The organism is Agrobacterium sp. S7/73 (assembly GCF_019355535.1).
GTDB lineage: Bacteria > Pseudomonadota > Alphaproteobacteria > Rhizobiales > Rhizobiaceae > Agrobacterium > Agrobacterium tumefaciens.
This window is the reverse complement of record NZ_CP072136.1, coordinates 666,514-688,118: the sequence shown is the minus strand read 5'-3', so window position 1 is coordinate 688,118 and position 21,605 is coordinate 666,514. Positions and strand designations below refer to the sequence as shown.

19 protein-coding genes are annotated in these 21,605 nt (G+C 59.6%); 8 read left to right on the top strand and 11 right to left on the bottom strand.

All coding sequences use genetic code 11. The features are described from left to right. Window positions 1-21 precede the first annotated feature (21 nt). A complete protein-coding gene (locus J5276_RS03145) occupies window positions 22-1,401 on the top strand; it encodes an ATP-binding protein (RefSeq protein WP_003513442.1) in 1,380 nt (459 codons plus the stop codon). A 121-nt stretch (window positions 1,402-1,522) separates the two neighbouring features. Here the strand turns inward: J5276_RS03145 and J5276_RS03140 are convergent, their stop codons facing one another. From J5276_RS03140 to J5276_RS03125, 4 genes are all read right to left on the bottom strand, one after another. Continuing rightward, window positions 1,523-1,864, bottom strand: a complete 342-nt coding sequence (locus J5276_RS03140; RefSeq protein WP_013636580.1) for a tRNA-binding protein — start codon at window positions 1,862-1,864, stop codon at window positions 1,523-1,525. Between the two features lie 27 nt (window positions 1,865-1,891). After that, window positions 1,892-2,710, bottom strand: coding sequence for a pyrroline-5-carboxylate reductase (gene proC / locus J5276_RS03135; protein WP_112154052.1), 819 nt, complete (start codon window positions 2,708-2,710; stop codon window positions 1,892-1,894). 2 nt (window positions 2,711-2,712) lie between these two features. Beyond that, window positions 2,713-3,213: a YbjN domain-containing protein gene (locus J5276_RS03130; protein ID WP_006311131.1), complete on the bottom strand. Its 501-nt coding sequence runs from the start codon at window positions 3,211-3,213 to the stop codon at window positions 2,713-2,715. Between the two features lie 432 nt (window positions 3,214-3,645). Next, window positions 3,646-3,909, bottom strand: coding sequence for an accessory factor UbiK family protein (locus J5276_RS03125; protein ID WP_112154053.1), 264 nt, complete (start codon window positions 3,907-3,909; stop codon window positions 3,646-3,648). 308 nt (window positions 3,910-4,217) lie between these two features. On the opposite strand from J5276_RS03125, the gene lgt reads away from it, so the two are divergent. From lgt to J5276_RS03095, 6 genes are all read left to right on the top strand, one after another. Then, entirely contained in the window at window positions 4,218-5,030 is an 813-nt protein-coding gene (lgt, locus tag J5276_RS03120; RefSeq protein WP_162632973.1) for a prolipoprotein diacylglyceryl transferase, read from the top strand. A gap of 15 nt (window positions 5,031-5,045) precedes the next feature. After that, the gene (locus tag J5276_RS03115; protein ID WP_025594131.1) at window positions 5,046-6,146 is read left to right on the top strand and encodes a class I SAM-dependent methyltransferase; all 1,101 of its coding nucleotides are present in this window, start codon (window positions 5,046-5,048) and stop codon (window positions 6,144-6,146) included. Between the two features lie 160 nt (window positions 6,147-6,306). Next, window positions 6,307-7,101: a peptidoglycan editing factor PgeF gene (pgeF, locus tag J5276_RS03110; RefSeq protein ID WP_019565220.1), complete on the top strand. Its 795-nt coding sequence runs from the start codon at window positions 6,307-6,309 to the stop codon at window positions 7,099-7,101. Next, a complete protein-coding gene (locus J5276_RS03105; protein WP_025594132.1) occupies window positions 7,102-8,253 on the top strand; it encodes a Xaa-Pro peptidase family protein in 1,152 nt (383 codons plus the stop codon). Between the two features lie 90 nt (window positions 8,254-8,343). Next, a complete protein-coding gene (locus tag J5276_RS03100; RefSeq protein WP_112154055.1) occupies window positions 8,344-9,120 on the top strand; it encodes a hypothetical protein in 777 nt (258 codons plus the stop codon). 220 nt (window positions 9,121-9,340) lie between these two features. Then, on the top strand, window positions 9,341-10,273 hold the full coding sequence (locus J5276_RS03095; protein WP_003513466.1) for a ribose-phosphate pyrophosphokinase: 933 nt from the start codon (window positions 9,341-9,343) through the stop codon (window positions 10,271-10,273). Between the two features lie 231 nt (window positions 10,274-10,504). Here the strand turns inward: J5276_RS03095 and J5276_RS03090 are convergent, their stop codons facing one another. Genes J5276_RS03090 through J5276_RS03075 form a run of 4 tightly spaced genes read right to left on the bottom strand, consistent with a single transcriptional unit; the run spans window position 10,505 to window position 13,973 of the window. Continuing rightward, the gene (locus J5276_RS03090; protein ID WP_112154056.1) at window positions 10,505-11,353 is read right to left on the bottom strand and encodes a phosphatase PAP2 family protein; all 849 of its coding nucleotides are present in this window, start codon (window positions 11,351-11,353) and stop codon (window positions 10,505-10,507) included. Beyond that, window positions 11,343-12,851 carry a glycosyltransferase family 39 protein gene (locus J5276_RS03085; protein WP_162632970.1) on the bottom strand — a complete coding sequence of 503 codons (1,509 nt, stop codon included), beginning with the start codon at window positions 12,849-12,851 and terminating at the stop codon, window positions 11,343-11,345. Before J5276_RS03085 ends, J5276_RS03090 begins: the two co-directional genes overlap by 11 nt. Continuing rightward, on the bottom strand, window positions 12,826-13,113 hold the full coding sequence (locus J5276_RS03080; protein ID WP_019565216.1) for a lipid-A-disaccharide synthase N-terminal domain-containing protein: 288 nt from the start codon (window positions 13,111-13,113) through the stop codon (window positions 12,826-12,828). The genes J5276_RS03085 and J5276_RS03080 overlap by 26 nt, the downstream gene beginning before the upstream one ends. A 20-nt stretch (window positions 13,114-13,133) precedes the next feature. Then, window positions 13,134-13,973, bottom strand: a complete 840-nt coding sequence (locus tag J5276_RS03075; protein WP_112154058.1) for a glycosyltransferase family 2 protein — start codon at window positions 13,971-13,973, stop codon at window positions 13,134-13,136. Between the two features lie 190 nt (window positions 13,974-14,163). On the opposite strand from J5276_RS03075, the gene J5276_RS03070 reads away from it, so the two are divergent. After that, window positions 14,164-16,431, top strand: a complete 2,268-nt coding sequence (locus J5276_RS03070) for a methyl-accepting chemotaxis protein (RefSeq protein ID WP_112154059.1) — start codon at window positions 14,164-14,166, stop codon at window positions 16,429-16,431. Window positions 16,432-16,574: 143 nt separating this feature from the next. On the opposite strand, the gene adh is transcribed toward J5276_RS03070, so the two are convergent. From adh to J5276_RS03055, 3 genes are all read right to left on the bottom strand, one after another. After that, window positions 16,575-18,092 carry an aldehyde dehydrogenase gene (gene adh / locus J5276_RS03065; RefSeq protein WP_112154060.1) on the bottom strand — a complete coding sequence of 506 codons (1,518 nt, stop codon included), beginning with the start codon at window positions 18,090-18,092 and terminating at the stop codon, window positions 16,575-16,577. Window positions 18,093-18,265: 173 nt separating this feature from the next. Further along, window positions 18,266-19,225 (bottom strand): helix-turn-helix domain-containing protein, encoded by a 960-nt coding sequence (locus J5276_RS03060; protein WP_013636592.1) that lies wholly within the window; start codon window positions 19,223-19,225, stop codon window positions 18,266-18,268. 107 nt (window positions 19,226-19,332) lie between these two features. After that, window positions 19,333-21,417, bottom strand: coding sequence for a bifunctional diguanylate cyclase/phosphodiesterase (locus tag J5276_RS03055; RefSeq protein ID WP_112178856.1), 2,085 nt, complete (start codon window positions 21,415-21,417; stop codon window positions 19,333-19,335). Window positions 21,418-21,605: the final 188 nt, after the last annotated feature.

The window sequence follows — 21,605 nt, the reverse complement described above, 5'->3', positions numbered from 1 at the left end:
ACGAAAGGCGGGCGCACAGCCATGGCGAGCCTCGATTTTCTAATCACTGTCAGGAATAGCGGCGTAGCGAAGACCTGGCGCGCATTTACCAGATGGCTTCGCCACTGGCTGCCCACCGGGCTTTATACGCGCTCGCTGCTGATCATCATCCTGCCGATGATCCTGCTTCAGGGCGTTGTCGCGGCCGTTTTCATGGAGCGTCACTGGCAGCTGGTTACCGAGCGCCTTTCCTCAGCCGTAACGCGCGATATCGCAGCGATCATCGAGCTTCTGCAAACTGATGAGGAAGAAGACGACTATCAGCGCGTCATCCGCATCGCTCGCGAGAAGCTGGGTCTCAGCATCTACATCGAGCCGAAGGCCGATTTGCCGGCCCCGAGACCAGAACCGTTGTTTTCCATTCTGGATACGATCCTCGCCAATCAGCTGACCCAGCAAATCGGCCGGCCATTCTGGATCGATACTTATGGCAACGGTTCCCTGGTTGAAATACGTGTCCAGCTCGAAGACAAGACGCTCCGCGTCTTTACCAGTCGCAGCGCCGCCTATGCCTCCAACACGCATATCTTCCTTGTCTGGATGGTCGGTGCATCGCTGGTTCTGATCGCCATTTCCATCCTGTTCCTGCGCGGGCAGATCAAGCCTATCGAAGCGCTTGCCAAGGCGGCCGAAAATTTCGGCAGGGGCCAGAAGATCAGCGCCTATTCCCCACGCGGCGCAGACGAGGTGCGGCGGGCGGGACTTGCCTTCATATTGATGCGCGAACGCATCGAGCGGCAGATGGAACAGCGCACTGCCATGCTGAACGGTGTCAGCCACGACCTGCGCACCATCCTCACCCGTTTCAAGCTGCAACTCGCGCTTGCCGGCGACAATCCTGATCTGGAAGGGTTGGACAAGGATGTCGAGGATATGCAGTCGATGCTGGAGGCCTACCTCACCTTTGCCCGCACCGATGTCGAGGAGGATGTCGGCACGCTGGAGCTTCCGGCACTTCTGGAAAAAATCGACTATGATTTCGAGCTGCACGGCAAGAAATTCAGCTACGAGCTTTATAATATCGACCAGATCATCGCGCGCCCGAATGCCCTCTCCCGCCTCGTCGCCAATCTCGCGGAGAATGCCCGGCGCTATGCCAGCAAGCTCCATATCGACATCCGCAAGGCGCCACGCTCCATCATCATGACGTTTGATGATGACGGGCCGGGTATTCCGGAAGCGTCAAGGGAGGATGTCTTCAAGCCGTTCTTCCGGCTGGACGAGGCACGCAACCTCAACGCCTCTGGCACCGGGCTCGGCCTCTCCATCGTCCGCGACATCGCCCGCAGCCATGGCGGTGACGTATCGCTGGACGACAGCCCGATGGGCGGATTGCGGGTGATCGTCAAAATTCCGGCGTAGAGCAGCGGAGAGAAAAATGTGATGCGGCTCGCCCGCTTCCGTCATTCCAGCCTTGAACCGGAATGACGGAGAAAGAATGTTCAGCCTGCGCAATCTTTGGGTTGCGTGTTGTTGTGCGTTCTCAGCACATTTTCTCGCCGTTCGGCACCGGCCGCTCCACCCCGGCAAGCACGATGTCGCCGTTTCCATCGGCAAACCCCAATGTCAGAACTTCGGAGCGGAACGGGCCAATCTGGCGCGGTGGAAAATTCACCACACCCAGCACCTGCCGGCCGATCAGACTTTCCGGGGTATAATGCACCGTGATTTGCGCCGAGGATTTCTTGATGCCGATCTCGGGGCCGAAATCGATCTTCACCTTGATCGCCGGCTTGCGTGCTTCCGGAAAAGGCTCTGCCTCAACGATCGTGCCGACACGGATATCGACCTTCTCGAAATCGGCATAGGAAATTTCACTGCTCATGCCATGCTCCCGCCAGCCTGCTCGTCTTCAACCAGCCAGTTCTTCGGCGCGATTTTTCGCCGCAGCGATCGCCTTGTCAAACAGGGGCTGCATGCCGTCTTCGGCCATCAGCACCGAAAGTGCGGCGGCCGTTGTACCGCCCGGCGAGGTAACGTTCTGGCGCAGGCGCGCCGCCTCGTCAGAAGACTGATGCAGGAGTTCGCCAGCACCGGCCACGGTTTCACGCGCCAGCCGCATGGCTATATCCGCCGGCAGACCGGCCTTGCGACCGGCTTCCGCCATGCATTCAACCAGATAGAAGACATAGGCCGGACCGCTTCCCGAAACCGCGGTAACCGCGTCGATATCGCTTTCGGTTTCCACCCATTCGACCGGACCGCTGACCTTCAGCAATCCATCCACCACGGCTTTAAGTGCCGGCGTCACCAATTCGTTGGCATAGGCGCCCGTCACGCCACGGCCAACCATGGCCGGCGTGTTCGGCATGGCCCGCACGGCGGCGACCGAGCCGAAATGCGAAACGAAAGTGCCGACGGTGGTGCCGGCCGCAATCGAAACCACCACGGTCTCGGGTCCGAGCAAGGGCTTGAGGGAGGGTAGCACTGCTTCCATCATCTGCGGTTTTACCGCGACAAACAGAATGCCCGCCTTCACGCCGTCAGGCACGCTTTCGCTATGCGTGGCGCCCGCTTCCGCAATTGTCGTGCGCATGGCGTCGGAGGGGCGCGGATCGATGACGATAACCTGCGAACCCGGCACGCCCTTTTTCAGCCAGCCCGAAAGCAAAGCGCCGCCCATATTGCCCGCCCCAACGAGGACGAGAGGACCGGAAGCCCTGTAGACCATTTTCAAGCTTCTCCGACGGTCTCGAACATGACCGCTTCAATTGCACTTTTCGCATCCAGCCCCGACCATACGACGAACTGGAATGCCTGATAATATTGTTCGCATGCCTCAAGCGCGCTGGAAAGCAGCACTTCCACCTGCTGGTTGTTAGGCTCCGCACCGCCAGCCAGAAGCAGCGACTGGCGGAAGATCACAACATCTTCCTGCCGCCACAGATCGAAATGACCCATCAGTACCTGGCCGTTGACCTGAGACAACAGGCGAATGACTTCGTTGACGCGCTGATCGGGCACCTTGATGTCGAAGGCGCAGGCCAGATGCAGTGCCTCGAAATCTTCCATCCAGGAAAAGGAAACGTGATAATCGGCCCAGTGGCCCGCCACCGTCATGGCGATCTCATCTTCGCCGGAACGTTCGAACGACCAGTCGTTCGAGGCGGCGACAATCTCGATCATGTCCACGGGATTGGACTGGCGCTCAATTTCAAATTCTATCAGGCTCATGCGGCACCTTCTCATCCGGTATGGATGTTCTGTTTTGAACGCCGGGCACAAAACGCACACACAAACCGGATTCAACACTTGAGACGATTGCCCGACACCAACAGAGTTACACATTCACCCTGTGTGGAGCTTACCAGGTTCGTTTCGAATCATCATTTAAAATCAGTGTATAATGGCCGAGTCCTGCTGCCACCCCTCGGGCAGCATTTTTACTTTTTGAACAGTGGATATCTTCTCCCCCATCACCTCAGGCGAGATACATAAGCGACTCTGGCAATTGCGTTTTTTGGAAGTGTCCACAGGCCTCAAAAAATTAACGATGGAGGCAGGTCCGGATCGACAGGGAATAATTTCGGGTTGCATGGCCCGCAAACAAAAAGTCCCGGAATCGCAGGCGATCCGGGACCTATTGATGAAAAAGCGCGAAAAGAATCAATCCTTGGCAGCAGAAAGCTTTGCTTCCAGAGCCTCGATGCGAGCGCGCAACGCATCGTTTTCATCGCGCGCCTTGATCGCCATCTCGCGCACCGCGTCGAATTCCTCGCGCTTGACCACGTCGAGGCTGTTCAGCCAGCGATCCGCCTGTGCGTGCAAGGCAGCCTCGGCCTCCTTGCGCATTCCCTGCGCAGCGCCCGCCGCATCGGTCATCAGCTTGGCGACTTCATCCAGAAAACGATTGGTGCCTGTCGTGGTCATGGCCCTGTTCCTTCGTCGGTTCAGGGAGCGTTCCGTTCCCTGCTGTTGATGCCTTTCAGGTAGGCACTCGACAGCCGCCTTGCAAGCAAAATCGAAAAATCCGCATGGCTTGCAATGGCCTTCGGCATCGCAAAGCGTCCCTTGAAGAATAATCTTGACCGGCGCTGCGGCAATCGCCATTTTCCTCGCGTAAAGAGACCGGAGAGCATCATCGCCCGGCTCCTTGAGGCAATGGGTTATTCTGTTGTCCGCCCAGCAACGATGACGGAATATACGGATTGTTAGCCGCTCCCACCCAACTTGCCATCATGCCATTTCCGAATATCGATCCGGTTGCCCTGTCTCTCGGGCCTCTGGCGATCCATTGGTACGGCATTGCCTATGTCGCCGGCATCATGCTCGGCTGGTTTTATGCCCGCCGCCTTGCGCTTACGCCTCGCCTGTGGCCAAACGATACATCGCCAATCTCGGCGCAGCATCTTGACGACTTCATCCTGTGGGCAGCCGGCGGCATCGTGCTTGGCGGGCGCATCGGCTACATCCTGTTTTACGATCTTGGCGCCGTCGCCGCAAACCCTATAAGAGCACTTGAGATATGGAACGGCGGCATGTCGTTCCATGGCGGCCTGATCGGCACGACCATCGCCATGATCCTCTTCGCCCGCAAGAACGGCATCCCTGTCTGGAGCATGTTCGATATCATCGCAGCCGTCGCACCTGTCGGCCTACTGTTCGGACGCATCGCCAATTTCATCAATGGCGAATTGTGGGGACGTATCGCCGACGTTCCCTGGGCCGTCGTGTTCCCCAGCGGCGGGCCGTTTGCGCGTCACCCCAGCCAGCTTTACGAAGCGGGACTTGAAGGCCTCGTTCTCCTCGTCATTCTGGCGGTCACCATCTACGTTTTCAGGGCGCTCAAGACACCTGGCATCGTAACCGGCATCTTCGTTTGCGGTTACGCGCTGTCGCGCATCTTCGTGGAATTCTTCCGCGAGCCGGACGCCCAGATCGGTTATCTCGCGGGCAACTGGCTGACCATGGGCATGGTACTCTCCACGCCGATGTTCCTTCTTGGCCTCTGGGCCGTCTTGCGTGCGCGACGCGCTAAAATACGCGCTTAAGCGGAATGGCCTGCCATGACGACACCGCTTGCGCAACGCATCAAATCCCTCATCCGCCTGAACGGCCCGCTCAGCGTCACCGATTTCTTCTCGCTTTGCCTTGCCGATCCTGAACACGGTTATTACCGGAGCCGCGAACCTTTTGGCCGATCGGGCGATTTCATCACCGCTCCGGAAGTCAGTCAGCTTTTCGGCGAAATGCTCGGCGTTTTCGTGGTTCACGCCTGGCAGCGCCATGGCGCACCCGCAGATATTCGTCTGGTGGAAATCGGCCCCGGCCGCGGCACCATGATGTCTGACATGCTGCGCGTCATCCGCCGCATCGCCCCACCGCTTTACGAGACGATGCGGGTGCATCTGGTGGAGACCAGCCCTCGCCTTTGCGCCATCCAGAAAGAGACGCTCGCTGCGCATGCCGAACGGCTGACATGGCATGACAGTTTCGATGCGGTGCCGGAAGGTTTCCTGCTCCTCGTCGCCAACGAGCTTTTCGACGCCATCCCAATCCGGCAATTCGTGAAGACGCCGCAGGGTTTCCGCGAACGGGTGGTCAGTCTTGGTACCGATGGTGAACTGGTCTTCTCGACTGGGCTTGCCGGCATCGACCCGGCGCTGCTGCCGCCCGGCCCGGAACGGCAGCCGATTGGCAGCATATTCGAGATCTCACCCGCCCGCGAAGCCGTAATGACCGCAATCTGCCAGCGCCTGTCCGCATATGGCGGCACCGCACTCGCGATAGACTACGGCCATCTGGTCGCCGGGTATGGCGACACATTGCAGGCCATGCGCAACCATGCCTTCGACCCGCCGCTTTCTCATCCCGGGCAAGCCGATCTGACCAGCCATGTCGATTTCGAAAGCCTTATCAGGACGGCTGAAGCAAACGGCGTTCATGTCAACGGCGGCATCAGGCAGGGCGACTTTCTTTATGGTCTTGGCCTGAAGGAACGGGCAACCGCCCTTGCCGCGAAAGCTACACCCGACCAGACGCTTGAAATCGCCGAAGCGGTCAACCGTCTCGCTGGCGAAGGGGCTGGAAGGATGGGGGAACTTTTCAAGGTCATCGCCGTTTCAAGTCCCGCGCTCCATCTCATGCCGTTTCGCGCGGTGGATTGACAGTGCAATCACCTCTGGGCCAACATCGGCTCAGAACGAAGCAAGCGAACGCAGACACACTGCACCAGACAAACGCCGCGCAACGCCGTGGCAACAGGAAACATCTCGCTTAACGCATCCCACTGGCCAACAGCGACATTCTCCAAGGAACTCCCGCACCATGCAGAACGAAACGCTGCCGCTCCCCATCCAGAGCCCCCTGCTTGCCGCCTTGAGTGAAAACCGTGTCCGTCACGGTTTCTTCACCCGGCAAGGCGGCGTCTCCGAGGGGCTTTATCAGGGCCTCAATGTCGGCCTCGGTTCGAATGACGAGCCGGAACTGGTGCAGGAAAACCGCCGGCGCGTCACGCAATGGTTCGGCTTGTCTCCGGAACGTCTCGCTACCGTGCATCAGGTCCATTCTCCTGATGTCCTTGTGGTCGATGAAAGCTATGACGGCAGCCGCCCGCAGGCCGATGCGATGGTAACGGCGACACCGGGTTTCGTGCTCGGCGTTCTGAGCGCCGATTGCGGCCCGATCCTTTTTGCGGACGCTGAAGCGGGCGTTGTGGGTGCCGCCCATGCCGGCTGGAAGGGTGCATTGTTCGGCGTGCTCGAAAACACGATCGAGACCATGAGGAAGCTGGGCGCCAGCCGCGAGCGCATCTCTGCCTCTCTCGGCCCCTCCATCAGCCAGGCCAATTATGAGGTCGGGCCTGAATATGTGGCGCGCTTCACCGATTTCGATCCCGCCTATGCGGCCTATTTCACCGCTTCGGACAAAGGCGGCCATGCGCTATTCGACCTCAAGCAATTTACAGTAGACCGGCTGGTCAATGCGGGCGTGAGAGCGGAAAACCTCGGCCTATGCACCTATCCTGATGAAGAACGCTTCTATTCCTACCGACGCACGACCCACCGTGCCGAGCCCGACTACGGGCGGCAGATTTCCGCAATCGCAATTCTGGAGGACTAAATGGCCCTGCACTTCGAGCTCTCGGAATTCGATGCCCGCCGCGAACGGCTGATTGCGAAGATGGCGGAAGAGAAGCTAGACGCCATTCTGCTTTTCGCCCAGGAAAGCATGTACTGGCTTACCGGCTATGACACCTTCGGCTACTGCTTCTTCCAGACGCTGGTGGTCAAGTCGGACGGCTCCATGATGCTTCTGACCCGTTCGGCGGATATGCGGCAGGCCCGGAATACTTCGACGATCGAAAATATTCTCGTCTGGGTCGACCGGCCCAATGCCGACCCGACGCTCGATCTTAAGAACCTCCTCAGCGATCTCGATCTCCTTGGCGCCAAGATCGGCGTGGAATACGACACCCACGGCATGACCGGGCGCGTCGCCCGCCTGCTGGACAACCAGCTTGCCAGCTTCTGCCAGATGATCGACGCCTCCTATCTGGTCAGCAGCTTGCGGCTCATCAAGAGCCCAGCCGAGATCGCCTATGCGAGGAAGGCCGGCAGACTTGCGGACGAGGCTCTGGACGCTGCACTGGAACTCATCAAGCCCGGTGCGGACGAAGCCGCGATCCTCTCGGCAATGCAGGGAGCGGTTCTGGCCGGCGGCGGTGACTATCCCGCCAATGAATTCATCATCGGCTCCGGCGCGGACGCGCTGCTGTGCCGTTACAAGGCCGGCCGACGCAGGCTCGATGACAAGGATCAGCTGACGTTGGAATGGGCGGGTGTCAGCGCCCACTACCACGCCGCCATGATGCGCACGGTGGTGATCGGCGAACAGGACTTCCGCCAGAAGGAGCTTTACAGCGCCTGCCTGCAAAACCTCACCGACATCGAAGAGGTGCTGCGGCCCGGCAAGACCTTCGGCGATGTCTTCGACGTGCACGCCCGCGTCATGGACGAGCGTGGACTGACCCGCCATCGTTTGAACTCCTGCGGTTATTCGCTGGGCGCGCGTTTCTCACCGTCATGGATGGAGCATCAGATGTTCCATGCCGGCAACTCGCAGGAAATCGCCAGCGATATGACCCTGTTCGTGCACATGATCGTGATGGATTCCGATTCCGGCACCGCCATGACCCTCGGCCAGACCTACCTCACCACGGAAGGCGCGCCGGAACCGCTCTCGCGCCATAGCCTCGATCTTCTCACAGCTTAAATCTGCACCGGGTTTGACAGAGCGGGAAAACCGGCCCTACATTGCCGCCACCTTGGGCAAGAAGGAGCGGAACATGAGAGGAAACGTCGCATGAGCCGGACGGGGTTTACCCGCCCTTTCCAGACGTTTGTCGTTTCGGTCCTCGTCATTCCGGCGCTGGCGTTGACCCTGTCGGCCTGCAACACCACGGAGGCGCTGACGCCGCAGGTGAATGTCGGCCACAATAGCTCGCAATCGACACCGGTGACGCAGGGCGATCTCGACCAGATGGCTGCCGCTGCCGACCGCGCGCCCGAAGGCGCACCGGCAACCGCCTCTTCCGTGCCCGCTTACGCACCGCAGAACTCCCTGCAGGCGCAGACACAGGCGCTTTCCAACGGCAATGAGTACGGCGAACCTCTTGGTCAGACCCAGTCTACCGGACAATCTGCAGGCCAGTCACCCGCCAGCACCCAGCCGCCGCCTCCACAGCAGACGGCCGCACTTGCCCCCGCTGCTTCCGGCAACACCATCCGCTTCCTGCCGATCATCGGCGCGCCCGTTCAGGCCGTCACGCCGCTTTCGCGGCAACTGGGCGCCGAGGCGCGGGCAAAGGGGCTGACAATCCGCGCCTCCAACGACAATTCGGCAGAGAACATCCTCAAGGGATATTTCTCCGCCTTCGCCGATGGCAGCAAGGTCAACATCATCTACGTCTGGGACGTTCTGGATGCCAATGGTGTCAGGCTCCATCGCCTGCAGGGGCAGGAAACGGTGGCAGCCAAGGGCAGCGATCCCTGGGCCGCCGCGACCGACAGGGTCATGCAGGATATCGCCGCAAAAACGCTCAACGAGTATTCGTCATGGAAGCAGTCTCAAAGGGGATGAGATGAAACGGCGGGAGAAGTCACAGAGATTTCATGAAAATCATTGCGAAAGCACGGAGTCCTCTTGCAATCGGAAGCAACAACGCTATTAAGGCGCGCATGGCAACAAGGCGTATCCGGCAAAGGCTTTTCAGCCGGATGTTCCTCCCCTTGAACGACGCTTGGTTACGGCAGACACTTTCCCGTGGCGCAAGGCGATTGCATGGAAACAGGCGGGCGCAATGAAGGTTTTCGCAGGCAATTCGAACCGGCACCTTGCCGAAGCGATCTGCAAGTATCTCAACGTTCCCTTGGGAAATGCCACCGTAAAGCGGTTTGCTGACCAGGAAATTTTCGTAGAAATCAGTGAAAACGTACGCGGGGAGGACGTTTTTCTCGTCCAGTCCACTTCGTTTCCGGCAAACGATCATCTGATGGAACTGCTCATCATGATCGATGCCATGCGCCGCTCCTCGGCAAAACGCATCACGGCAGTACTTCCCTATTTCGGTTACGCCCGCCAGGATCGCAAAGCCGGCCCCCGCACACCGATTTCCGCCAAGCTCGTCGCCAACCTGATCACCGAAGCCGGCGCCGACCGCGTTCTGACGCTCGATCTTCACGCCGGCCAGATCCAGGGCTTTTTCGATATTCCGACCGACAACCTCTTCGCAGCGCCCATTCTGGCCCGCGATATCAAGGACCACTACGACACCAACAACGTCATGGTCGTTTCGCCTGACGTTGGCGGTGTGGTGCGTGCCCGTGCCCTTTCGAAGCGTCTGGACTGTCTGCTGGCCATCGTCGACAAACGCCGTGACCGTCCGGGTGAATCCGAAGTCATGAACGTCATCGGCGACGTATCCGGCAAGGACTGCATCCTGATCGACGATATCATCGATTCCGGCGGCACGCTCTGCAATGCTGCCGAAGCGCTGTTGAAAAAGGGCGCAACCAGCGTCACCGCCTATATCACGCACGGCGTGCTTTCCGGCGGCGCCGTTGCCCGCGTGGCCTCATCGAAGCTGCGCGAACTCGTCATCACCGACAGCATCCAGCCGACCACCAGCGTCCAGTCCGCGCACAATATCCGCGTGATCAGCACTGCAGGCCTTCTGGGCGAAGCGATCAACCGCACCGCGCAGGAACAGTCGGTTTCCGGCCTGTTCGACTGAAGCAGTCTTTTCTCTCGCACATCTGCAAAATCACTGCATCCGCATACCGTCACCCCGGATTTAGTCCGGGGTCCAGTGCGATCAAGTATTTGATCGCGTAAGATCCTTTCTTACGGCGCGTCCGCGCGGTTGCTGGATGCTGGTTAAAGATTGGCATGATGAGAAGAAAGCTTATCAATTTTGCCAGCTATCTCAGCATCCGCAGAGATCGCAGCACTCCATCTGCACCACTCAGGAAGATGCCGTGCCCGCATCCGGCGGTCGTTGCAGCCGTGTGGCGGTGGCCTTGATTTTCGGCCACCAGCGCCGAGCGCGGGTGCGAACAGCATGGCTGCCATTGCGCCAAAGGCTGATGGCATCGGCCGTAACGGCATCGCCGGTAAATAGATGACGATGACGGGCAATTGCCAGCGCCCGGTAAAGGAACAGCGTCGTCAGTGCGGAAAACAGCACGGACATCACCACATCGCTGAGAAAATGCCCGCCAGCTGCAATACGCAGACCGGACATGAGGATGATGGCGCCGGCGGCAGTGCTGCCCATGAAAAGACGCCCGCCCCATTGCAGGCGGTTCCAGACAAGCGCGCAGAGCGGCAGGAAAAAGCTCGCTATGAGCGCCGTTTCCCCGGAGGAAAACGAACAGTTTGAATAACATTGCGTGCTGAACTGGAAAGGCGGCGTAAAAAGCTGATGTCCACCGAAATCGCTGACGCTGAACGGGCGGGCGCGGCCGATATTGGCCTTCAGCACCCCGTTTACCAGAAGCCCGGCGCAGAGCACCACAGGCCCGCAGAGAAAGGCCCAGACGCGCCAGCCGGTGCGCTGCAGCGCGCCCAGCCTGATGTTGCCGACCAGAACGATGAAGGCCAGAAGTGCGGCCAGTTCCGTTAACTCCCGCAACGTATCGCGAAACCATTCCGGAACCGGCAGGCTTCCAGCCCACAGGCGCGCTTCGGGCAAGAAAAACAGGGAAGAAAACTCGAGGTCGATGGACGGGAAGGTCGCGAACAGGATGACGAGCGCCAATGTGGCGAACGTAACCCAGATCGTGATCCGCATATGCGAAAGATCATTGTCCATCGGCAACCCTCGGGATGCATTGTGGCGGCAGACGCCAGAGACCGATTTCCTTACCCTCGAACGAGCCCGGCCCGGCAACCCATGTCGACAGCGGCGCCTCGCCATTGAGACAGCCCGGCAGGCTGTCCGCCCTCGCAAGATAGACGGGATTTGTCGCCTCTCCGGCTTTCAGCGGGTAAAGAAGCGCGTAGTGGCTGGAAGGAACGCCGGTTTCAGGCAGAGCGCGCGGCATGAGCAGCTTTTCGTCCCGCAGCTGATAAAAGAGCTCGGCCAGAATGGAGCGATCTGCAGCGACGATTGCATCCGCCCCCGCCTCTCGCGCCCTTGAAAGGCCGGTCGACACAAGCTCCGAGCTGCCGAGATAACGCTTCATCGCCAGGTCGCCCTTCGGCAAGCGCAATTCCGTTCCGGCAATCGTCATCAGCGGCAGTGCGATGGCAACGATGCCGCCGAGCAGAAGGCTGGAAACGGTTAGCCAACGCCGGGATGCCAGGACAGGCACCGCCAGAAGCACGCCCGCGGCATAAGCCCCCACCGCCCAGTTGGCGAGCGCCCGCGACATCAGCCCCTGTGCCGTGATCAGAAGCACGATCGGTATCGAAAGGGCAACAAGCGCCCGGGTTTCAGCGGTTTTCGCCCTGAACGTCGCGACGATCATGCCGATGAAGACGAACGGCCCGACAACACCCGCCTGCGAGAAGAAGAACTCGAGCGCCGGACCAATTTTCAGCTTAACGCCATGCCAGTTGGCATTGTCCGCCGTGTGGCGCGCGGTCATGAAATCATGCGCAGCATTCCACCAAAGATTGGGAGCGATGACGGCGGCGCAGACAACTACAGCAATACCGGCGTCACGCCAACGGATGCGCCAGCCCACGCACAGCCAGCCGGCAGCGATGAAGCAGGGCAGAAAATAGATCATCGCATATTTAGACATCAGCCCGAGGCCGAAGCTTAGACCGAGCGCAATGCTCCAGAGCATCGCGGACACACCGGCAGCGCGTGCTTCCGCAAGCTTGCGCACGCAGATCATCGACAGCACGATGAACAGCATCATCGGCGTATCGGTCGAGATCAGAAGACTGCCGAGCGTCACGGCGGGCAGCGTCAGATAGATGACGGCAGCCAGCGAGGCGAGCTTCGCATCATAGATCATGCGCCCGAGCACAAGGATCGCCGCGGCCGCTATGCCATGGATGACCGGCGCGGCGAGCCGCACGTCGAAGGTGCTCTCGCCGCCGCTCAGAGTGGTGGCGGCGCGAATGATCCAGCCGATCAGCGGTGGCTTGGAATAGGCGCCGAACGCCATCTCCCGGCCCCACAGCCAATATTGCGCCTCATCAACGAAAAGATCGGTGCGGTTGAAAGCAAGCCCGACGACGCGCAGCACGGTGACGAGCACGATTGCCGCAAGCGCAAACGTCATCCATTGGCGCTGCTCATTCGCCTGCGCGTAAGGCAGAGCTGCGGCCTCATGCATGCTGGCGGCGTTCTGCATGGATCAACCAGAGATTTCGGGCATAAATGAACAGGCCGGAGGCCTGTCCCAGAATGAAAACCGGATCGCGACGCCAGATCGCGTATAATAGCAGCACAAGGCCGCCGACGATGGAGAAATACCAGAAGGCTACCGGAATGACCGAGCGGTTCGCCCGTTCCGACGAAATCCATTGAACCAGAAAACGCATGGTAAACAGCATCTGGCCCATAAAGCCGGTGCAGACCCAGAGAAATTCCTTCCAGCTGTTCACATGCAGCATGGACCATAAGGCCGGTGCGTTCACGGCGATGTCTCCGTTTTGAAGGTTTCGGCCCAACTTGCCCGCTTGCGCCGCCGCAACAGCCAGGCAACGCCGATCAGGTCGTGGATGCCGACAAGCGCGCGGCCGATATTGGTATAATGGGAATTGCCATGCAGGCGCGCCCGGTGCGTGACGTCTACATGGGCAACCTGCCAGCCGTCGCGATTGAAGAGCGCCGGAAAATAGCGGTGGTGGTGATCGAAATAGGGCAAGGCGAGATAGGCGTCGCGACGGAAAGCCTTGAGGCCGCAGCCGGTATCCCGCGTGCCGTCCTTCAATATCCGCGCCCGCAAGCCATTGGCGAAGCGGGAGGAAAGACGTTTTGCAAGCGTATCGCGCCGGCCGACGCGCTGGCCGGCCACAAGCGCAAGCCGGCTCGGCGCGTTCGTGGCAAGAAGCGGCGCAAGAAGCGCCGGCAGATTGTCCGGCGGGTTCTGCCCGTCTCCGTCAAGCATACAGACAACCGGCGCGCGCGCTGCCTGCACACCGCTGTGGATCGCAGCCGATTGCCCGCCCTGCCGGTCATGCCGCACCAGCCGCAGCATCGGATAACGCCCGGCAAGCGAAAGCGCCAAATCCGCCGTGCGATCGGAAGATGCGTCGTCCACCACGATAATCTCGAACGGACCGACCGGCTGGCAGGCAGCAACGATCTCAGCGACAAGCGTTTCAACGCTCGCTTCCTCATTGTGCATGGGTACGATAACCGCGAAATCCGGGATCGATCTCAAAGGGGCTCCGTCATATCCAGCCGCGGGTGTTCCGCAAACATCGTCGATAGTGGCAAGAGCAGGAGCGCGAAAAGCTTGCATGAATATGAACAGCCGTTGAACTTCGCACGGTATGCGCCCGTTCCATTGCAGTTTTATTACGGAGAATGGCCGGCCAGGGCCTTGGATTTTTTCACGGTATGCGGGAAATAATCATACAATTCCCCGCCAAGCTTAACGCGACCGTAAACAATTGTTGCGACGGTACCGCAACGTTCTTTTGGGGGGAGGAAACAGGATGCCGGGTGCAAATCCGACTGCTGTCAAAGCTAAATCATTGTCAATCAAGGCCAAATTCGCAGCGCTCGTCACGGGCGCGACGCTGGTTTCGTGCCTGGCCGTTGGGCTGCTGTCATACGAAATGGGCAAGTCCGGCCTGATCGACGCCAGCAAGATCAGGCTCGAGACGGTTGCGGGAAACCAGTCCAAACAGCTTGATGCCTATACGCTGCGCGTCGAACAAAGCATTTCCGAGCTGTCGCAGAACGCTGCGATCGCTCAGGCGCTGGAAACCATGACCACGGTCGTACCGACGGAAAAGGATGCGATCATTCAGGCATTCCGCCGCGAGGGCGTATCCGAGGAGGAGCGCGCCTCCTTCAACGGTGAAGGCTTGCGGCTGCTCTATGCCATTCGCCACGCCACGATCAACGCGGCCATTGCCAGCGTCTGGCGCAACACCCGGGTCAGCGACATCTACGTCATCGACAAGGCAGGCCTCATTATCTATTCCGTGACCAAGGGCAAGAACTTCCTGACCAATGTGACGGAACCGCAAAACAGCACGATCAAGGAATTGTTCGACCGCATCGAGGCCGGCAAGGACGGTGTCATCAGCACAACTGGTTTCAACGATGACAGCACCAATGACTCGGCCCTGATCGGCATGCCGCTTGCGGTCTCGAACTGGGGCCAGTTGCAGCGCAAGGGCGCCGTCATCATGCGCATTTCCGCAGACCGTATCGGTGCGGTGGTAACACCTGAGGAAACCGGCAAGTCCATCGACGACGCCGTTCTTCTGAGCGCTGAAGGCAAACTTCGCGCGGGCGTGCTCTCCGGTGGGGCTGGAGTCGCCGTTTCCGAAAGTCTCGCAGCACTTACAGGTGCCAGCGAAGCCGGAACGGTCATGGCGAAGACCCCTGCGGGCAGCATCTTCTACGCCTATCGTCCGGTCTCCGTTTTCGGACAGAAGCATCTTCTGGCCATCGGCCAGCAGGAGAGCAAGGTGCTGGCGGCGGCCAATGATCTCGCCTTCTGGGCAACGCTTGCGACACTTGCGGTGCTTGCCGTCATGACACTCATCGGCATTTTCGTTTCCGCCAGCTTGACCAAGCCACTGACCGGCCTTGCCGGGTTGATGGAACGTCTGAATGGTGGTGACCATAATATTGAGATCAAGGCCGTTTCCCGTGGCGACGAAATCGGCACCATGGCGCGCGCACTGGAATCCTTCCGCCAGGGCATTCTCGACAAGCAGCGCATGGAAACCGAGTCCCATCGCAAAAGCGAGGAACTGGACGAGGAACGTGCCCAGCGTGAGATGGAAAAGGCAAGAAGTGCAAAGGAACTGGAAGAAGCAGTCGATGCGCTTGCGACCGGCCTTGCCAATCTTGCTGCGGGCAGGCTCGATCTTCGCATTGAAAAACCTTTCGTGCCGTCCCTCGACCATCTGCGCGTCGATTTCAACAACTCCATAGCGGGGCTGGATGCGACGATCTCAAGCATCGGCGAAAGCGCCAATGCCATCCGCTCCGGCTCCGGCGAGCTGAAAAGCGCATCGGAAGATCTGTCGCGGCGCACGGAACGCCAGGCGGCCGCCCTCGAAGAAGCAGCCGCCGCACTTGGAGACATGACGCAGGCCGTCAACGTTTCCCTCTCCCGCTGCGACGTCGCAGTCGGAACGACGGCGGAAACCATGCAGGATGCCCATAAATCAACCGCTGTCGTCAAAGAAGCAATCGTCGCCATGGAGCGTATCGAGACGTCGTCGTCCAAGATCCGCCAGATCATCGACGTCATCGACCAGATTGCCTTCCAGACCAATCTTCTGGCGCTGAACGCCGGGGTTGAGGCCGCCCGCGCCGGTGAGGCCGGAAAGGGCTTTGCGGTCGTGGCACAGGAAGTGCGGGAACTCGCGCAGAAATCGGCGGCTGCCGCACGGGATATCACGACGCTCATCGCCACCTCTGCGGGCGATGTGGAAAGCGGCGTGGCACTGGTGCTGAAAACCGGAGAAAGCCTCGAGCAGATCCAGAAACGCATCCAGTCGGTCAACGATCAGATCGGTGAAATCGCCACAGCATCGCGCGAACAATCCGGTCGCCTCGGCGAAATCAACGCCTCCGTCAACGAACTCGACCATGTGACGCAGCAGAACGCGGCGATGGTGGAGGAAACGACAGCTGCGGCCTTCTCGCTCGCAAGCGAAGCTGATGGCCTGACCGAACAGGTGGGCCAGTTCTCCGTAGGCGCCACCCGAAACCGCGACCAGCGTTACGCGGCATAGTCCGCAGTAAAAAAAGGCCGGAGGCAAAACCTCCGGCCTTTTATTTTGCTGAACTTCATCCGGGTTCCCAGGGACCGAAGCCCCTGGGAACTCGCCGGCGGCCGGAAATCAGGACGATCCGTCGCCGGCTTCCGGGGAGGAACTCAGAAGAAGCCAACCTTGTTCGGGCTGTAGGATACGAGCAGGTTCTTGGTCTGCTGATAGTGATCGAGCATCATCTTGTGGGTCTCGCGACCAATGCCCGACTGCTTGTAACCGCCAAAGGCGGCACCGGCCGGATAGACGTGGTAGCAATTGGTCCACACGCGGCCCGCTTCGATGCCACGGCCAGCGCGATAGGCGATATTGGTATCGCGGCTCCAGACGCCAGCGCCAAGACCGTAAACCGTGTCATTGGCGATTTCGAGCGCTTCTTCCACCGTCTTGAAGGTGGTGACCGAAACAACAGGACCGAAGATTTCCTCCTGGAAAACCCGCATCTTGTTGTTGCCTTCGAAGACCGTCGGCTGAATGTAATAACCGTCCTTAAGATCGCCCGTGAGCGTCTTGCGGTCACCGCCGGTCAGAACCTTTGCGCCTTCCTTCTTGCCGATATCCAGATAGCGCATGATCTTGTCGAACTGTTCCTGCGAGGCCTGCGCACCCAGCATGGTCGACGGATTGAGCGGGTCGTCCTGGCTGATGGCCTGAACGCGCTTGATCGCCTTTTCCATAAAGCGGTCGTAGATCGATTCATGCACCAGCGCACGCGACGGGCATGTGCAGACTTCGCCCTGGTTGAGAGCGAAGAAGGCGAAGCCTTCAAGCGCCTTGTCAAGGAAGGCGTCGTCTTCATTCATCACATCGGCAAAGAAGATGTTCGGCGACTTGCCGCCCAGCTCCAGCGTGATGTTTGTGACATTGTCGGCCGCATAACGCATGATTTCCTTGCCAACCGGGGTGGAGCCGGTGAAGGCGATCTTGGCGATGCGCTTGCTCTGCGCCAGCGGCTTGCCCGCTTCAACACCAGTGCCGTTGACGATGTTGAGCACGCCCGGCGGCAGCAGGTCTTCGATAAGCTCCATCACCACCAGAATAGAAGCAGGCGTCTGTTCCGCCGGCTTCAGTACCACGCAGTTGCCCGCGGCGAGTGCCGGTGCAAGTTTCCATGCGGCCATAAGGATCGGGAAGTTCCACGGAATAATCTGGCCGACGACACCGAGAGGCTCATGGAAATGATAAGCGACCGTGTCATTGTCGATTTCACCGATCGTGCCTTCCTGCGCGCGGATGCAGCCCGCGAAATAGCGGAAATGGTCGATCGTCAGCGGAATATCCGCATTGGTGGTCTCGCGTAGCGGCTTGCCGTTATCCCAGGTTTCGGCCCGTGCGATGATATCCAGATTGTCCTCGATGCGCTGGGCAATCTTGAGCAGGATGTTGGAACGTTCGGTAACGCTCGTCTTGCCCCACTTCTCCCGCGCCTGGTGGGCGGCATCCAGTGCGAGTTCGATATCGGCCGCATCGGAGCGCGGAACCTCACAAATCTTGTGACCCGTTACCGGCGACAGATTGTCCATGTAGCGGCCGGATTTCGGCTCCACCCATTTGCCGCCGATGAAATTTCCGTATTTCAGCTTGAAGGGCGCTTCGCCAGCTTTGTGCTGAACCTGAATATTCATGATTTCATCCTCCCTGATGAAAACGATCCGCGACGGACCGCATGACAGGAAGGTGGGCCTAGATGATCGTGGCGGGTAGTGGCACCGCGCGGTTCCGCAGCGCACATTGTCTCACATCTGCGACAAACCCGCTCCGATCCCGCTGAATTGAGCGGGTATCGTCTCGGGTAGCCTCAATGCACGTCGAATTTCTTCATCTTGCGATGAAGCGTGGCGCGGCTGATGCCGAGCAGGGACGCGGCCTGCGTGACATTGCCATTGGTGCGCGACAGAACCCGGCGCAAAGCCGAACGTTCCGCCTCCTCAAGATCGGAACCGCCGTCGTGACGCTGTTCCTGCAAGACATCGGCGGCGGGCAGCCCCTGCGCAATGCGATGGTCATCGAGCTTCAGCGCAAGCCGCGCCGCGCGCGTCGCCCCAAGCACGAGATCGTCCTGATCGACGGCAAGCAAGGAAAGTGCCGGACTGAAACCCGTAGGCACCACAACGATGCGCGCGCCGGGAAAGGCCCGGCGGAAGAGATTGCCCTCGATACGCTGCGCCGCATCCCGCACCGCCTGCGTGACGAAAGAAAACGTCATTTCGTTGATGTCGTCGCGGCACGTGGAAATATCGAGAGCGCCCGTCACCCGGCCGGTATGGTCGCGGATCGGGGCCGTGGTGCAGCACAGTTCCGTGTTCGATGTGAAGAAATGCTGATCGCGATAGACCACCACCGAACGTTCGTCGGCAAGTGCCGTTCCAATACCGTTGGTTCCGACGCTCGCTTCGCTCCAGACAGCGCCGGACCAGAGACCGAGCGCCCGGAAATCACGATCGTCGCCGGCAGCACCCCGGCGCTCCAGCGCGACGCCCTGGGCGTCGGTCAAAAGCAGGCAGCAGCCGGATTTGCCGACACTGTGAAAAATGCGGTCGAGTTCATCGGTGCTTTCGGCAATCAGGCCCGCCGCACTTTCGCGTGCGCGGCGGAATTCGACGTCGGTAAGAAAGATCGGCTTGCGGTTTTCCTCCGGCGCAAGACGGTGCGTGACCATGCAACGGCGCCATGAGGCGATAATCGGAGAACTTGCGGCTGCGGAACGTTGGCGCGCTGTTTCATACACGCGGTCCGCATGGGCGATGTCTGTCGGCATTCGCTCCTCCCAAAGCTTTTCGGCAATGGTGCGCTGGAAGCGTTCACGTTTCAACTAAAAACTTTGCGACCTGCATCCGTCAGCGCAACCGCGGGCTGCGCCTGATATCATACCGCCTTGAAATAGCGTTGGCCGGTGGTGGTGACCTCCGGCTCGTCCTCCGTCGAGAGGAACGTGTCGTCGACGAGATTGGCGATGGAGGTCAAGGGACCGGGCCTGCCGAAGAAGAAGCCCTGCACCTGCAGGCAGCCTTCGCGGCGAAGGAACTCGATATGGGCCTTCGTCTCGACACCTTCCGCAAGCACCGGAATATTGAGGCTATGCGCCAGAATGAGCGTGGAGCGAACGATCGCCTCCGACTGCACATTGGTCGACAGGCCATCGATAAAGGCCCGGTCGATCTTGATCTTGTCGAAGGGAAAGCTCTGCAGGGTCGACAGGGAGGAATAGCCCGTGCCGTAATCGTCCATGGCGATCTTGACGCCGAGCGCCTTGAGTTTGCGGATCGTGATCAGCGCGTGGCGGTGGTCGGCGATGATGCTGCCTTCGGTGATTTCAAGCTCAAGCCTCTCAGGCGCAAGCGCCGTCTCCCGAAGAATCTTCTCGACCTTCTCGGGGAAATCATTGTCCGCAAGCTGCTGCGGGGCGACATTGACGGCGATGGAAAGCGATTTTTTCCAGAGAGCCGCCTGCGCGCAGGCTTCGCGCAGAACCCATTCGCCCAATTCGACGATAAAGCCGGTCTGCTCCGCGATCGGAATGAATTCGACGGGCGAGATCATACCGCGTTCCGGATGTTTCCAGCGCAACAGCGCCTCGAAACCGACGATGCTGCCGCTCTTGGTATCATTCTGCTGCTGGTAATAAAGCTCGAACTCGCTGTTGGCGAGACCGCTGCGCATGGCCACGGCAAGCGCGTTGCGTTCGCGTGCGGCTTCATCCATGGACTTGTCGTAAAAGCAGATCGTGTCGGAAGTCCCGCCTTTTGCCCGATACATGGCGACATCGGCCTGCGCCATCAGCGTGTCCGCGTCAATGGCGCCGGTATTGCGCACCGATATGCCCACACTCGCGCCGACCGAAAACGTCTGCCCGTTCCATTCGACCGGCCTGCTGATCTGCTCGATCAGCCGCTGGGCGAATTCCGCACCATCGGCGCGGGTATAATAGGAATGGGTCATCGCCACGAATTCATCCCCGCCCATACGCGCCAGAAACTCCCCGGCTTTCAGAACGGAACTTGCGCGGTCGGCAATGGCGCGCAGCACAGCATCGCCCGCCGCATGGCCGTGAACGTCGTTGATTTCCTTGAAGCGGTTGAGATCGATGGACAAAAGCGCCGTGTGCGCGCCCATGGAGAGATGGCGCGTGCGGCGGTTGAGATGTTCGATAAATGCCGCGCGGTTCGGAATGCCCGTCAGCGGATCGTGCAGCGAAAGATGACGATAGCGGGCGACCGCCTGCTGGGTGGACTGGGCGTCGATGACATAGGTGGAAAGCCCGAGCGCCAGCAGAAGAAGCGTCACGGCGATGGCGCCCCCACCCATGATGGCTGGCGGCAGCAGACTTTCCGAAATGACGATGCGCGGATCGAACTCGAACAACATCGAGGCCATGCCGGTGTAATGCATGGAGGCGATGGCCAGGATGAGAAACGCAACCGAGCTATATTGGCAAAACCGGTTGACTGGGCGCGCGATGCGATTGACCGCGAGCGCGCCGAATACAGCCCCGAGCACCAGCGAAGCGATGACGTAGGTCTGCTTCCAGAAAATCATGCCCTGGATCTGATAGGCAGCCATGCCGGTATAATGCATGGCCGCAATACCGAGACCGACTGTCGCACCACCCGCTTCCACCAGCGCTGTGCGTCCGCCATAGGCGGAAATGGCAAAGCCGCTTGTCGTTGTGGCAATGGCGATAAGAAGCGAAAGCCCGGTCAGATAGGGATCGTAACCCACCTCCCCGGCAGCGACATAACCCAGCATCGCCACGAAATGGGTGGTCCATATCGCCGACCCACCATTGACACCAGCCAGAAACAGCCAGTTGACCTTTTGCCAACCCCTCGCCTGACGCGCCCTCGAGAAAAGACGCATCGTGACGAAGCTCCCCAGCATGCAGACGAGGACCGCTGCTGTGGTGTATCGGAAGTCATGATCGACGGTAAGGCACTGGAGAACTTTAAGCATTGTCATCTACGCAATTGGAATTCCAGGCAGCCTTATCACTTGCCAAGTTTGCAGCCGGTTTATATGAATGGATAAGCATATATTAAAAGTTGCAATGCACGAGTGAATTAGACAAGTCTAATAAAATCACAGCTTAGCATCCGTGGAAAACGGCCGCTCTTGTCTTTGTCTTCCGTTTGTATTATAGC